This window comes from Streptomyces sp. NPDC005435 (genome assembly GCF_040703155.1).
GTDB lineage: Bacteria > Actinomycetota > Actinomycetes > Streptomycetales > Streptomycetaceae > Streptomyces.
In genome coordinates this window covers 144,584-158,189 of sequence record NZ_JBEXEQ010000015.1, presented here as the reverse complement: position 1 = coordinate 158,189, position 13,606 = coordinate 144,584, and the positions used below count along the sequence as shown (strand labels likewise).

Sequence of the window (13,606 nt, the reverse complement as noted above, 5' to 3'; positions counted from 1 at the left end):
CGATGGCCGGACGGGCACGGGTGTGGAGCGTCGTGGCGGCGGCGCTCTGTCTGCCGCTCGCCGGCTGCGGCGCGCCCACGGCCGACAGCGCCAAGGCCCAGGTGCAGCACCTCCTGGACCGCCGCGCCGCCGCCCTGCTCGGCCACGACGAGCACGGCTGGGCCGCGACCGGCGCCCCCGCCGCCTACCCCCGGCTGCGCGCCCTGCCGCTCGCCTCCTGGACGTACAGGGTCACCGCCGTCCGCCGCACCGGCACGGGCGCCGCCGCCGACGCCGAACTGCGCTACCGCATCGCGGGCTACGACACCGCCCCCGCCGTCGCCCGCCGCACCCTCACCCTCGGCCGCGCGGCCGACGGCGGCTGGTACGTCACCGCCGACGCCCCCGCCCGCTCCGCCGGACGCCAGCTGTGGGACGAGGGCACCGTCACCGCCGTCCAGGGCACCCACAGCCTGGTGCTGGGCACCGGGGCGAGCGCCGCCGAGCTGCGCGGGTACGCCCGGCTCGCCGACCGCGCCGTACCGGCCGTCTCCGGGGCCTGGGGCACCGGATGGGCGCGCCGGGTCGTGGTCGTCGTACCGCGCACCCTGGACGGCATGGCGGCGCTGCTGGGCTCGCCCGCCTCCGAGTACCGGGGGATCGCCGCCGTCACCACCGCCGAGACCGGCAGCGCCCGGGACACCCCGGCGGACCGGGTGATCGTCAACCCGGAGGCGTACGGGGCGCTCGGGGACCTCGGCAAACAGGTCGTGCTCACCCACGAGACCACCCATGTCGCCACCCGCGCCGCCACCACGGCCGCCACCCCGCTGTGGCTCTCCGAGGGCTGCGCCGACTGGACCGGCTACCTCGGCACCGGCCGCACCCCCGCCGAGATCGCCCCCGAACTCGCCCGCGCCGTGCGCGACGGACACACCCCGGCCGCGCTCCCCGCCGACCGGGACTTCGGCTTCACCAGCGACCCCGTCCGCCTCGCGCGCTCCTACGAGGAGGGCTGGCTGGCCTGCCGGATGATCGCCGGCCACTGGGGCGAGCCCCGGCTGCGCGCCTTCTACCGCGCCGTCGGCGCCCACGGCCGGCGCGCGGGCGCGGTCGAGGCCGCGCTGAAAGGGGTGCTCGGCACCACCCCGGCCGAGTTCACCGCCCGGTGGCGGGACTACACGCGTGACCAGCTGGGCTGAGCCCGCTCAGGAGCCGACGGGGGCCTCGTCGGCCGGGGCTTCGCCGACCGGTGCCTCGTCGGCCGGTGCGGACCGCTGCGGGGCCGGCGTGGTGGGCACCGGGGGCACGGTCGAGCGCCACAGCCGGCGGCCCGCCGAGAGGGCGGCGGCGACCAGCAGCCCGTTGCGGACGAACATCAGCGTGACGCCGTACCAGTCGCTGGTCACCACGTGGATGAAGCCGAGCGGGAACTCCAGGAGCGTCACCAGGGAGGCCGCGAGGACCAGCACGGCCGGCGTCCCCATGCGGGAGGAACGGTACGTCAGACAGACGGCGGCCAGGCCGATCAGCCACACCAGGTACTGCGGGCTGATCACCCGGCTGGTGACGGTGAACAGCAGCACCGCCGTGAACGCGGCCTCCGCGAGCGTCGCAGGCCCCTTGCGGGTCACGCACAGCCGCCAGATCACCAGCCAGCCGAACGCGGCCCCGGTCAGCACCAGCGCGGCCGTGCTCACCACGTCCACGTACGGCCCGAGGAACTCGATCGAGCCGTAGTTCAGCAGCACCTGGCCCTCCCAGCCGAAGTGCCGGGCCACATGGAAGACCAGCGCACCCAGCGACTCCACCTCCGTGCCCCGGTCCCGCTGGAAGGTCAGGAACGCGAACGCGCCCGGCATCGACACCGCGAACAGCGCCGCGAGCCCGGCCGCGGTGACCGCCGCCGCGCCCCACGTACGGCGCCGGAAGGAGCCCGCGAGCAGCAGGGCCGGCCACACCTTCACCATCGCGCCGAGGGCGGTCAGGGCGCCCATGACGCGGGGGTGCCGGGCGGCCGTGAGCAGCGCGGCGACGGCGACGGCGGTCACCATCAGGTCGTAGCGGGCGTAGACCGTGGGGCCGAGCAGCGGGACGCCCGCGGTCCAGGCCCACAGGCCCCGCCGGGAGCGCCCGGACCGCCCGCCCGTGCGCCACAGCAGGCCGAGCACCACGAGGTCGGCGGCGCAGGCCAGGACGTAGAAGGCGGCCGGGTAGTCCAGGAAGGGCAGCAGCGCGGGGGAGAGGATCGCGAGCGCGGCGGCGGGCGGGTACTGCCAGGTCACGTCGTCCAGGGGAAACGTTCCTTGACGCAGGACCTCGTACCAGCCCCGGTAGATCACCGACACGTCCGAGGTGATGTCCGGGCCCGGGACGACGTACACCTTGAACACGCACAGCAGCAGTACGGCGCGGGTCGCCGCCCACAGGAGCGCCGGTGCCGCCGGGAAGCGCGGGGCGTCCTTGGTGTCCACGTGATCCCCTGCCGGTCGGTTGCGGGCCGTGCGCATGGCGCGCCTGACGCGCGTCGGAAGACTCATGATGTCCTTTACGGCTGTGCCCCTGCCACCGACTCCGCCGCGGGCGGAACCCGGCCGGGCGAACGGGTCCGGGCGGCCCGGTAATGTCGGCGGCGATGCACAAGACCCTGATCGTGACCAACGACTTCCCGCCCCGCCCCGGCGGCATCCAGGCGTTCCTGCACAACATGGCGCTGCGCCTGGACCCCGGACGCATTGTCGTCTACGCCTCCACCTGGAAGCGCGGCCGGGAAGGCGCCGAGGCCACCGCCGCCTTCGACGCCGAGCAGCCCTTCACCGTCGTACGCGACCGTACGACCATGCTGCTGCCCACCCCCGGGGCGACCCGGCGGGCGGTGGGGCTGCTGCGGGAGCACGGCTGCACCTCGGTGTGGTTCGGGGCGGCGGCGCCGCTCGGGCTGATGGCGCCCGCGCTGCGCAGGGCCGGTGCCGAGCGCCTGGTGGCGACCACCCACGGGCACGAGGCGGGATGGGCCCAGCTGCCCGCCGCCCGGCAGCTGCTGCGCCGGATCGGGGACGCCACGGACACGGTCACCTACCTCGGCGAGTACACCCGCTCGCGGATCGCGGGCGCGCTCAGCCCCGAGGCGGCCGCGCGGATGGTCCAGCTGCCGCCGGGGGTGGACGAGAAGACCTTCCACCCCGGCTCCGGCGGCGCCGAGGTGCGCGCCCGGCTCGGGCTCACCGACCGGCCGGTCGTGGTGTGCGTCTCCCGCCTGGTGCCGAGGAAGGGCCAGGACACCCTGATCCGCGCCATGCCCCGCATCCTGGCCGCCGAGCCGGACGCGGTGCTGCTGATCGTGGGCGGTGGCCCCTACGAGCGTGAACTGCGCCGTATGACCCGCGAGTTGGGCGTCTCGGGCGCCGTGCGCTTCACCGGCGCCGTGCCCTGGTCGGAGCTGCCCGCGCACTACGGCGCCGGAGACGTGTTCGCCATGCCGTGCCGCACCCGGCGCGGCGGCCTGGACGTCGAGGGCCTCGGCATCGTCTACCTGGAGGCGTCCGCCACCGGGCTCCCGGTCGTCGCCGGGGACTCGGGCGGGGCGCCCGACGCCGTGCTCGACGGGGAGACGGGCTGGGTCGTCCGGGGCGGCGAACCGGAGGAGGCCGCCGAACGGATCACCGCCCTCCTCGCCGACGAGGCGCTGCGCCGCCGGATGGGCGAGCGCGGGCGCGGCTGGGTCGAGGAGAAGTGGCGGTGGGACCTGCTGGCCCAGCGGCTGCGGGACCTGCTGTAGAGCGAGCCCGCGGGGCGGCGGCCTGCCTGGCGGCAGCGGACCGCCTGGCGCGGGCGGCCGCCTACTTGGCGTAGATGGCCTCGATCTCGTCCGCGAAGTCCTTGGCCGCCACGTTCCGCTTCAGCTTCAGCGACGGGGTGAGGTGGCCGGACTCCTCGGTGAACTGGGCCGGCAGGATACGGAACTTGCGGACCGACTCGGCCTTGGAGACGGCCGCGTTGCCGTCGTCCACCGCCGCCTGGACCGCCGCGTTCAGGTCGGCGTCGTCGCGCAGGGAGGCGGCGGTGGAGCCCGCGGGCTTGCCGTGCTCGGCGGCCCAGCGGCCGAGGAACTCCTCGTCGATGGTGATCAGCGCACCCACGAACGGCCGCCCGTCGCCCACCACCATGCACTCCGCGACCAGCGCGTGCGCCCGGATGCGGTCCTCTATCACCGCCGGGGCGACGTTCTTGCCGCCCGCCGTGACGATGATCTCCTTCTTGCGGCCGGTGATCCGGAGGTAGCCGTCCTCGTCGAGGGTGCCGATGTCACCGGTGTGGAACCAGCCGTCGGCCAGCGCCTCTTCCGTCGCGGCCGGGTTGTTCCAGTACTCCTTGAACAGGTGCTCGCCGTGCAGCAGCACCTCGCCGTCGTCCGCTATCCGCACGACCGAGCCGGGCAGCGGCTGGCCCACCGTGCCGATCTTCTGCCGGTCCCACGGGTTGAACGCCGTCGCCGCGCAGGACTCGGTCAGGCCGTAGCCCTCCAGGACCGTGAAGCCGATGCCCCGGAAGAAGTGGCCGAGCCGCTCGCCCAGCGGGGCGCCGCCCGAGATCGCGTACTCGCCCCGGCCGCCGAGCACCGCGCGCAGCTTGCCGTAGACCAGCTTGTCGAAGACCTTGTGCTTGAGCCTCAGCTTCAGCGACGGGCCCGCCGGGGTGTCCAGCGCCTTGCTGTAGGCGATCGCGGTGTCCGCGGCCTTGTCGAAGATCGCGCCCTTGCCGTCCGCCTGCGCCTTGGCGCGCGCGGAGTTGTAGACCTTCTCGAAGACACGCGGGACGCCCAGGACCATCGTCGGGCGGAACGAGGCCAGCTCGTCGGTGAGGTTCTTGATGTCCGGGACGCAGCCCAGCTTGATCGGCGCCATCATCGGCGCGACCTGCACCAGCCGGCCGAAGACGTGCGCGAGCGGGAGGAACAGCAGCACCGAGCACTCGCCGGTACGGAACAGCGGGCGCAGCCGCTCGACGATGTTGCCGCACTCGGCGAAGAAGCTGCGGTGGGTGAGCACACAGCCCTTCGGGCGCCCGGTGGTGCCGCTGGTGTAGACGATGGTCGCCGGGTCGTCGGCCTTGGCCAGCGAGCTGCGCTCCTGCACGGTCTCGTCCGAGACGTCCGCGCCGAGCCGCCCCAGCTCCGCGACGCCGTCGGCCTCGATCTGCCACACGTGCTTGAGCGCGGGCAGCTCCTCGCGCACCGACTCCACGGCGGCCGCGTGCGTGTCCAGCTCGACGACGACGGCGGTCGCGCCCGAGTCGGAGAGGATCCAGCGCACCTGCTCCGGCGAGCTGGTCTCGTAGACCGGCACGGTGACCGCGCCCGCGCTCCAGATCGCGAAGTCCAGCAGGGTCCACTCGTAGCGGGTACGGGACATCAGGCCCACCCGGTCGCCCGGCTGCACCCCGGCGGCGATCAGGCCCTTGGCGGCGGTGTGCACCTCGGCAAGGAACTGACGGGCGCTCACGTCCTGCCAGACACCACCGGACTTGCGGGCGATCACGGCGACGTCCGGGTGCTGCGCGGCGTTTCTCCGGACGATGTCCGTGAGGTTGCCGTCCGAGGGGACCTCGTACATGGCCGGAAGGCTGAACTCGCGCAAGACTGCTGCTCCTCATAGGGCGCCGGCGCCACGACACTGTGTGATGCGACGGTGCGGTCCACGGCTCGGGCGGTGCTCGGGGCCCCTCCTGGCGGGAATCCGGAGCACGACTTGGACTGCCCGGACGTTACCCGCCGGTATGGCGGCTGCGACAGGGGGGCCGGGCGAGATGTTCGCTGCGTCACACAGGATGGCGTTGCTCCGCGCAGACTAGTCGACATGGCCGCCGACGGGCGAGTAACCGCAGGCGACGGCGGCACTGTTCACGCACACCGCACACGCCTACGCTTGATCGCCATGGCTTCTCCACCTGCCCGCGAGGCTTCCCGTACGGCACGCACGCGCGTCCATGTGGTCAGCGACGTCCACGGCAACGCCCGGGACCTGGCCCGCGCCGGCGAGGGCGCGGACGCCCTCATCTGCCTCGGCGACCTCGTCCTCTTCCTCGACTACGCCGACCACTCGCGCGGCATCTTCCCCGACCTCTTCGGCGAGGCCAACGCCGACCGCATCGTCGAGCTGCGCACCGCCCGCCGCTTCGAGGAGGCGCGCGCCTTCGGGGCGGAGCTGTGGGCGGGGCTCGGCACGGACCGGCGTACGGCGGTCGAGTCCGCGGTGCGCCGGCAGTACGCCGAGCTGTTCGCCGCGTTCCCGACCCCTACGTACGCCACCTACGGCAACGTCGACATGCCGCCGCTGTGGCCGGAGTACGCCCGCGCGGGCACGACCGTCCTCGACGGCGAGGTGGTCGAGATCGCCGGCCGCACCTTCGGCTTCGTCGGCGGCGGCCTGCGCACACCGATGCGGACGCCGTACGAGATCGACGACGACGAGTACGCGGCGAAGGTCGAGGCGGTGGCCGGGGTGGACGTCCTGTGCACCCACATCCCGCCCGAGGTCCCCGACCTGGTCTACGACACGGTGGCACGCCGCTTCGAACGCGGCAGCCGGGCCCTGCTGGACGCGATCCGCCGCACCCGCCCCCGCTACTCCCTCTTCGGCCACGTCCACCAGCCGCTGTCCCCGCGGATGCGGATCGGCGCCACGGAGTGCGTGAACGTGGGGCACTTCGCCGGGAGCGGGCGGCCCTGGGCGCTGGAGTGGTGAGAGGGGCCGGAGCGGCGGACCCGGGGCGGTCCGGGGCGGGGATCTCGCGTTCGGGCGGGTGGGATGAAGGCGGCGGGGTGGCGGCGCGGTAGCCTTCGGGCTGCACATACGTGCGCAGCCCGCGCGACATACGTGCGCAGCCCGCGCGCGAGAACCTCATCTCGGTCCGTATCTGGAGGAGCCACGGCGATGGCGGAACACACCAGTTCGAGCATCACGATCGAGGCGGCTCCGGCCGACGTCATGGCGGTGATCGCCGACTTCGCGCGCTACCCCGACTGGACGGGCGAGGTCAAGGAGGCGGAGGTGCTCGCGGCCGACCCGCGCGGCCGCGCCGAGCAGGTCCGCCTCGTCATGGACGCCGGCGCCATCAAGGACGACCAGACCCTCGCCTACACCTGGACCGGCGAGCACGAGGTCTCCTGGACCCTGGTCAAGTCCCAGATGCTCCGCTCCCTGGACGGCACCTACGTCCTGGCCCCCTCCGGCGCGGCCACCGAGGTCACCTACCGCCTCACGGTCGACGTCAAGATCCCCATGCTCGGCATGATCAAGCGCAAGGCGGAGAAGGTCATCATCGACCGCGCGCTGGCGGGCCTGAAGAAGCGGGTCGAGACGGGCTCCTGACCCCGCCCGCGATCTTCCCGGCCCCGGCGCCCGCACCAGGCTGGTGGGCTCCACCTGCGCCCTGGTGCGCAGCCGCCGGTCGCCGGCGGCCCGTCCGGTGGGCCGCTTCGCGGGGCCGGTGTCAACTGCCGCCCCCCGCCCCGCCGGAGGCGTCCGTTAGCGTTCGTCCTTATGCGCACCATCCTGATCACCGGACCGGGCGGCAGCGGGCGTACCAGTGTCGCCGCCGCCACCGCGCTCGACGCAGCCCGTGAGGGCACCCGCACGCTTGTGCTCAGCGCCGACCGCGCGGACACCCTCGGTGTCGCGCTGGGGTGTGCGACGGGGGCCGTCCCGGTGGAGGCGGGGGAGCGGCTCACCGCCTGGCGGCCGGACGCGGCCGAAAGGTTCCGGGAGGATCTGACCGCGTTCCAGAGCCGCGCCGCGAACGTGCTCGACCTGCTCGGGGCCTCGCGGCTGGACGCCGAGGAGGTCACCCCGCTGCCCGGCGCCGAGGAGCTGTCGCTGCTGCGGGCACTGCGGGTCGCGGCGCTGTCCGAGCGGTACGAGCTGCTCGTCGTCGATCTCCCGCCGCTGCCCCAGGCCCTCGCCCTGCTCGCGCTGCCCGAGGAACTGCGCCGCTATCTGCGCAGGCTGCTGCCCCCCGAGCGGCAGGCGGCCCGCGCGCTGCGCCCGATGCTGGGGCGGCTCGCCGGGGTGCCGATGCCCGCCGACTGGCTGTACGAGACCGCGGGCCGCTGGGACCTGGAGCTGGCCGCCGTGGAGGCCGTCCTCGCGGACCCGGGAACCTCCGTACGACTCGTCGCCGAGCCCGGTCCCGCAGGCGCCGAGGCCGTACGGGACGCCACCCTCGGGCTCGCCCTGCGCGGGCTGCGCCCCGAGGCGCTGATCGCCAACCGTGTGCTGCCCGACGCCCCCGCCGACTCCTGGCTCGCCGGCCCCCTCGCCCAGCAGCGCAAGACCCTGGACGAGTGGGAGGAGCGGTACGACGTACGGCCCGTCCGCCACCTCGGCCGCGATCCCCAGGGCGCCGACGATCTCGCCGCGCTCGCCGTACCCCCCGTCACCCCCGCGCCCGCCCCGGCCGAGTGGTCCGTGACGGACCGCCTCGCCGAGGACGGCGTCCTGGTGTGGCGCCTCCCGCTGCCCGGCGCCGTGCGCGAGAGCCTGGACCTGATCCGGCGCGGGGACGAACTCGTCGTCAGCGCCGGGCAGTTCCACCGGATCGTCCCGCTCCCGTCCGCCCTGCGCCGCTGCACCGTCGCCGGTGCCGCGCTGCGCGACGGCGTCCTGGACGTACGGTTCGCCCCCGACCCCGACCTGTGGCCGACGACCGGACGCTGAGCCCGGCCGATGAGACGGGACGATGAGACGGGACGATGAACGGGGTACCCCGTTCGGGTAACGTCGACAACGCGAACCGTAGTCAGGAGTCCGCCATGAGCGAAGAGCACCCCGCCCCCGACCCCGTCGAGCCGGAGCCGAAGGCGGCGCCCGCCGGGGAGCGCAAGGCCGACGCCGACGCCTGGGCCACGGCCACCGCCGAGGACCTCGCCGCCGAGCAGGCCCGCCGTCGCGCCGGACAGGGCCCGCCCCCCGGCTCCGCCGCCGAGGAGCTGCGCCGGCTCGTGGACACGGTGGCCGACAAGCTGTCCGGCCTCCAGTCCCCGCTGCTCGGCGCCGTCGCGGGCCCCGCCGCCCAGCAGGTGGTGCGCCAGGTCGTCCAGCAGGCCAAGGCCGCCGTCGAGCCGGTGGTCGAGCGCAATCCGGACGTCTTCGGCCATCTCGCCAACGCCGGCGCCGAACTGCTCGCCGCCTACCGCTCCGCCGTCCAGTCCCAGGAGCACCGCTGGACGGCCGGTCCCGCGACCGCCCCCGGCGACGACGGCGACGACGGTCCCGGCCCCGCGGGCACCGGCCCCGGAGAGCGCATCGACCTGGACTGAAGCGCTCCCACAGCTCTCCCTCCACAGGGGCTCGGGTACCGTTGGCCCTAGCGGGGCTCGACCGGAACTGAGGGATTCATGGGACTCACCATCGGCGTCGACATCGGCGGCACCAAGATCGCGGCCGGCGTGGTCGACGAGGAAGGCAACATCCTCTCGACCTTCAAGGTGCCGACCCCCAGCACGCCCGGGGCGATCGTGGACGCCATCGCCTCGGCCGTGGAGGGCGCGCGTGCCGGACACGACATCGTCGGCGTGGGCATCGGCGCGGCGGGCTATGTGAACCGCCAGCGCTCCACCGTGTACTTCGCGCCCAACATCGACTGGCGCCAGGAGCCGCTCAAGGACGAGGTCGAGGCCCGCGTGGGCCTTCCCGTCGTCGTGGAGAACGACGCCAACGCGGCCGCCTGGGGCGAGTACAAGTTCGGCGCGGGCAAGGGCCACCGCAACGTCATCTGCATCACGCTGGGCACCGGCCTCGGCGGCGGCATCATCATCGGCAACAAGCTGCGCCGGGGTCACTTCGGCGTGGCCGCCGAGTTCGGCCACATCCGGATGGTCCCGGACGGCCTGCTGTGCGGCTGCGGCTCGCAGGGCTGCTGGGAGCAGTACGCCTCCGGGCGCGCCCTGGTGCGCTACGCCAAGCAGCGCGCCAACGCCACCCCCGAGAACGCCGAGATCCTGCTCGGCCTCGGCGACGGCACCCCCGACGGCATCGAGGGCAAGCACATCTCCATGGCCGCCCGCCAGGGCGACCCGGTGGCCGTCGACTCCTACCGCGAGCTGGCCCGCTGGGCCGGTGCCGGTCTCGCCGACCTGGCCTCGCTGTTCGACCCGTCCGCGTTCATCGTGGGCGGCGGCCTCTCGGACGAGGGCGAACTGGTCCTCGACCCGATCCGCAAGTCGTACAAGCGCTGGCTGGTGGGCGGCAACTGGCGCCCGGTGGCCGACGTCATCGCCGCCCAGCTCGGCAACAAGGCGGGCATGGTGGGCGCGGCGGACCTGGCAAGGGAACCCGCCCCGGTGATGTAAGGCCCACTGGTTTTTCGGGTCTTTTGTCTTTTGTCTTTGAGGGGCGCGGGGAACTGCGCGACAAGCCACGCACGACCGGCAGTCGCACACGATCCCGCGCCCCTGACGCGTAAGGCGCCCGGACACCGGAACCGCGTAGGTTGACCACATGGCAACCCCGTTCCCCAACTCCCAGACGGAGTCAGACGGTTCAGCGGTCATCCGGGTCCTGACCTACAACGTCCGCTCACTGAAGGACGACACCCGGGCCCTCGCCAGAGTCATCACCGCCTGCACCCCCGACCTCGTCCTCCTCCAAGAAGCCCCCCGGTTCTTCCGCTGGCGCAAAAAACTCACCCGCCTGGCGAACGCCACCGGCCAGACCTACCTCACCGGCGGAGCCCCCGCCGCAGGGCCGGCGATTCTCTGCTCGCTCCGGGCCACGGTCGACCGCACCGAGGACGTCCTCCTCCCGCTCACCCCCGGACTGCACCGCCGCGGCTTCGCCACCGCCGAGGTCCGCTTCGGACGGGCCCGGCTCGGCGTGGTCAGCTGCCATCTCAGCCTCCAGCGGGACGAACGCCGGGAACAGGGCGCCGCGCTCCTCGACCGGCTCGCCGGCATGGGCGCCGGGCACGCGGTCGTGGGCGGCGACCTCAACGAGGACCCCGAGGGCGCGGCCTTCCAGAGCCTGGCCGCCGGACTCCAGGACTGCCGGACCACGGCCCCGCAGGGCGGCGCGGACACCTTCCCGGCCGCCGCGCCCGAGCGCCGTATCGACGCGCTCTTCGCCACCAAGGGCATCGAGGTGCTGGCCTGCGGGGTGCCCACGGACCTGCCCGGGGTCACCGGGGAAGACCTGAGGGCGGCCTCGGACCACCTTCCGGTCCTGGCCGCCCTCAGAATCCCGGCGTCCTGAAGCGCGTCGAAGGGTCTCAGACGACGGCCCCGCGCCCGGGGTCGTCACCGCCCCCGTCCTCGTCGTCCGTACGCATCCGCGTGACCAGCGTGACGAACCCGCCGACGAACCCGCCGATGCCGCAGGTCGCCAGCCACCAGGTCATGTCCCAGCCGAGCAGCACCGCGAGCAGGAGCAGCACCGGCCCGCCGACCACGCCGAGCCAGGCGAACTTCGCCGTGGTGTCGGCCACCGGCAGCGGCGGCGGCTCGGGGGGTACGAAGTGGCCCTCGTCGTCCTCGTCGAAGTCGTCCTCGGAAGCCTCGGGCGCGCTGTGGTCGCGCGGCCCGGCCTGCGGTCCGACACCGGGCGCGAACGAGACCGAGCTGCCCAGCGGCCGGGCGGGCCGGGGCGTGCCGGGCTCCTCCCCGTCACCGTCCTTGTCCGCGCCGGGGGTCACGGCGGGTTTCTCCGGTTCCATCTCCGGCAGCGCCAGATCCTCGATCGGTCTGAACGGCCGGGAACCGGGCGGGTCCGGCGGCTCCGCGCCGTACCCGGCGACGATCGCCTTCCAGGCCGCGTCCTCGTCGAAGGGCACGCCCGGCACGCCCGGCTCGTCCGGCTCGCGCTCCTCGCGGCCCTCGCGATCGGAGTCGTGCTCAGCCAACTGTGGCCGTCCCTTCCTCGTCGGCTCGGGGTGCGAGCCGGCCGACGAAGGCGAGGCTCTCCTCGAAGATCCGGTCCGCGTCGTGGTCCAACGTCGCCACGTGGTAACTCTGTTCCAGCACGATCTCCGTTACGTCCGCGGAGGACACCCGGCTCAGCACCCGCGCCGAATCGGCCGCCGGAACCACATGGTCCCGCGCGCTGCGCAGCAGCAGCAACGGCTGGGTGACCCGCGGCAGCTCACCGTCCAGCCGGCGCAGGGACTGGCGCAGCGAGTGCGCGGCGTGCAGCGGCACCCGGTCGTAGCCCAGCTCCTCGGCGCCCGGCTTGGCGATGTCGCTGGCGATGCCCTTCGTGGAGGGCACCAGGTGCCGGGCCACCGGAAGGGCGTACGCGGAGAGGCCGTGCACCCGGTTCGCCGGGTTGACGACGACCACCCCGGCGATCCGGTCGCCGTGCCGCGAGGCCAGCGCGAGGGACAGCGCGCCACCCATGGACAGACCGGCCACGAACACCTGGGAGCAGCGCTCGGCGAGCAGCCGCAGCTCGCGGTCGACCGTCGCGTACCAGTCGGCCCAGCCGGTGACCGCCATGTCCTGCCAGCGGGTGCCGTGCCCGGGCAGCAGGGGCAGCGAGACGGTCAGGCCGTGCGCGGCGTGGTGCTCCGCCCAGGGGCGCAGCGACTGGGGCGAGCCGGTGAAGCCGTGACAGAGGAGGACACCCACCTCCCCGCCTTCGTGGCGGTACGGCTCTGCTCCGGGAAGGACCGGCACCTTGGGGCTCCTGTTCCGAGAAGGGGCGAAGGGGATGTTTCCGGTGCGTACGGGGCGGTTCGGGGAACGCGGTGTTGCAAAACCGGCGGATGTGCTTCACCGTACGCGACCGTACCGACACCGACCAGGGTCGTCGGGTCCATCGGGCGCGGACCGGGTTAAGGTCTGTTCGACGGACCACAGGAGGAACACGGGTGTTGTACGGCACGATGAAGCTCGCCATCGGAGGGCCGCTCAAGGTCGCCTTCCGGCCCTGGGTGGAGGGTCTGGAGAACATCCCGGACGACGGTCCCGCGATCCTGGCGAGCAATCACCTGTCTTTCTCGGACTCGTTCTTCCTGCCCACGATGCTGCACCGCAAGGTCACCTTCATCGCCAAGGCGGAGTACTTCACCACCCCGGGCGTCAAGGGCCGGCTGACCGCCGCCTTCTTCAAGGGCGTCGGACAGCTGCCCGTGGACCGCTCCGGCGCGCGCGGCGCGGGCGAGGCGGCGATCAAGAGCGGCATAGAGGTGCTCAAGCGCGGCGAGCTGTTCGGGATCTACCCCGAGGGCACCCGCTCGCCCGACGGTCGGCTCTACCGGGGCAAGCCCGGGGGCCTGGGGCGCGTGGCGCTGGCCACGGGCGCGCCGGTCATCCCGGTCGCGATGATCGACACCGAGAAGATCCAGCCGCCCGGCAAGGTGATGCCGAAGCTGATGCGGCCCGGCATCCGGATAGGCAAGCCGCTCGACTTCAGCCGCTACCAGGGCATGGACCACGACCGGTTCGTGCTGCGCGCGCTGACGGACGAGGTCATGTACGAGATCATGAAGCTCTCGGGCCAGGAGTACGTGGACATGTACGCGACCGCCGCCAAGCGGCAGCTCGCGGAGGCGGCGAAGGCCGCCAAGGAGGCCGCCCAGGCGGGGACCGGGGCCGCCGGGGACAAGCCGGAGAAGGCCGGGGCCTAGCGGCCGGGCC

At 73.7% G+C, this 13,606-nt stretch carries 13 protein-coding genes; 9 read left to right on the top strand and 4 right to left on the bottom strand.

What is annotated here, in order from left to right:
* The first annotated feature begins 2 nt into the window (after nt 1-2).
* Nucleotides 3-1,181 (top strand): hypothetical protein, encoded by a 1,179-nt coding sequence (locus AB0898_RS20835; RefSeq protein WP_366804423.1) that lies wholly within the window; start codon nt 3-5, stop codon nt 1,179-1,181.
* Nucleotides 1,182-1,187: 6 nt separating this feature from the next.
* Here the strand turns inward: AB0898_RS20835 and AB0898_RS20830 are convergent, their stop codons facing one another.
* Nucleotides 1,188-2,453, bottom strand: coding sequence for a glycosyltransferase family 87 protein (locus AB0898_RS20830; RefSeq protein WP_366804422.1), 1,266 nt, complete (start codon nt 2,451-2,453; stop codon nt 1,188-1,190).
* A 161-nt stretch (nt 2,454-2,614) separates the two neighbouring features.
* Between AB0898_RS20830 and AB0898_RS20825 the strand changes: the two genes are divergently transcribed.
* Nucleotides 2,615-3,757 carry a glycosyltransferase family 4 protein gene (locus tag AB0898_RS20825; protein ID WP_366804421.1) on the top strand — a complete coding sequence of 381 codons (1,143 nt, stop codon included), beginning with the start codon at nt 2,615-2,617 and terminating at the stop codon, nt 3,755-3,757.
* Nucleotides 3,758-3,818: 61 nt separating this feature from the next.
* On the opposite strand, the gene AB0898_RS20820 is transcribed toward AB0898_RS20825, so the two are convergent.
* A complete protein-coding gene (locus tag AB0898_RS20820) occupies nt 3,819-5,615 on the bottom strand; it encodes an AMP-dependent synthetase/ligase (RefSeq protein ID WP_366804420.1) in 1,797 nt (598 codons plus the stop codon).
* 297 nt (nt 5,616-5,912) lie between these two features.
* On the opposite strand from AB0898_RS20820, the gene AB0898_RS20815 reads away from it, so the two are divergent.
* From AB0898_RS20815 to AB0898_RS20790, 6 genes are all read left to right on the top strand, one after another.
* Nucleotides 5,913-6,722: a metallophosphoesterase gene (locus AB0898_RS20815; RefSeq protein ID WP_366804419.1), complete on the top strand. Its 810-nt coding sequence runs from the start codon at nt 5,913-5,915 to the stop codon at nt 6,720-6,722.
* 189 nt (nt 6,723-6,911) lie between these two features.
* Entirely contained in the window at nt 6,912-7,349 is a 438-nt protein-coding gene (locus AB0898_RS20810) for an SRPBCC family protein (protein WP_161181046.1), read from the top strand.
* A gap of 171 nt (nt 7,350-7,520) precedes the next feature.
* Complete coding sequence (locus AB0898_RS20805) at nt 7,521-8,693, top strand: ArsA-related P-loop ATPase (protein ID WP_366804418.1); 1,173 nt, start codon at nt 7,521-7,523, stop codon at nt 8,691-8,693.
* 95 nt (nt 8,694-8,788) lie between these two features.
* Entirely contained in the window at nt 8,789-9,295 is a 507-nt protein-coding gene (locus AB0898_RS20800) for a DUF5304 domain-containing protein (protein ID WP_366804417.1), read from the top strand.
* A 78-nt stretch (nt 9,296-9,373) separates the two neighbouring features.
* Nucleotides 9,374-10,327, top strand: a complete 954-nt coding sequence (locus tag AB0898_RS20795) for an ROK family glucokinase (RefSeq protein ID WP_161181044.1) — start codon at nt 9,374-9,376, stop codon at nt 10,325-10,327.
* A 148-nt stretch (nt 10,328-10,475) separates the two neighbouring features.
* Nucleotides 10,476-11,225, top strand: coding sequence for an endonuclease/exonuclease/phosphatase family protein (locus tag AB0898_RS20790; protein WP_366804416.1), 750 nt, complete (start codon nt 10,476-10,478; stop codon nt 11,223-11,225).
* Between the two features lie 16 nt (nt 11,226-11,241).
* Here the strand turns inward: AB0898_RS20790 and AB0898_RS20785 are convergent, their stop codons facing one another.
* Together AB0898_RS20785 and AB0898_RS20780 are read right to left on the bottom strand one after the other, a co-directional pair.
* Complete coding sequence (locus AB0898_RS20785; protein ID WP_366804415.1) at nt 11,242-11,871, bottom strand: hypothetical protein; 630 nt, start codon at nt 11,869-11,871, stop codon at nt 11,242-11,244.
* Complete coding sequence (locus tag AB0898_RS20780; RefSeq protein WP_366804414.1) at nt 11,864-12,643, bottom strand: alpha/beta fold hydrolase; 780 nt, start codon at nt 12,641-12,643, stop codon at nt 11,864-11,866. Before AB0898_RS20780 ends, AB0898_RS20785 begins: the two co-directional genes overlap by 8 nt.
* 197 nt (nt 12,644-12,840) lie before the next feature.
* Between AB0898_RS20780 and AB0898_RS20775 the strand changes: the two genes are divergently transcribed.
* Complete coding sequence (locus tag AB0898_RS20775; RefSeq protein WP_407078375.1) at nt 12,841-13,596, top strand: lysophospholipid acyltransferase family protein; 756 nt, start codon at nt 12,841-12,843, stop codon at nt 13,594-13,596.
* The last annotated feature ends 10 nt before the right edge of the window (nt 13,597-13,606 follow it).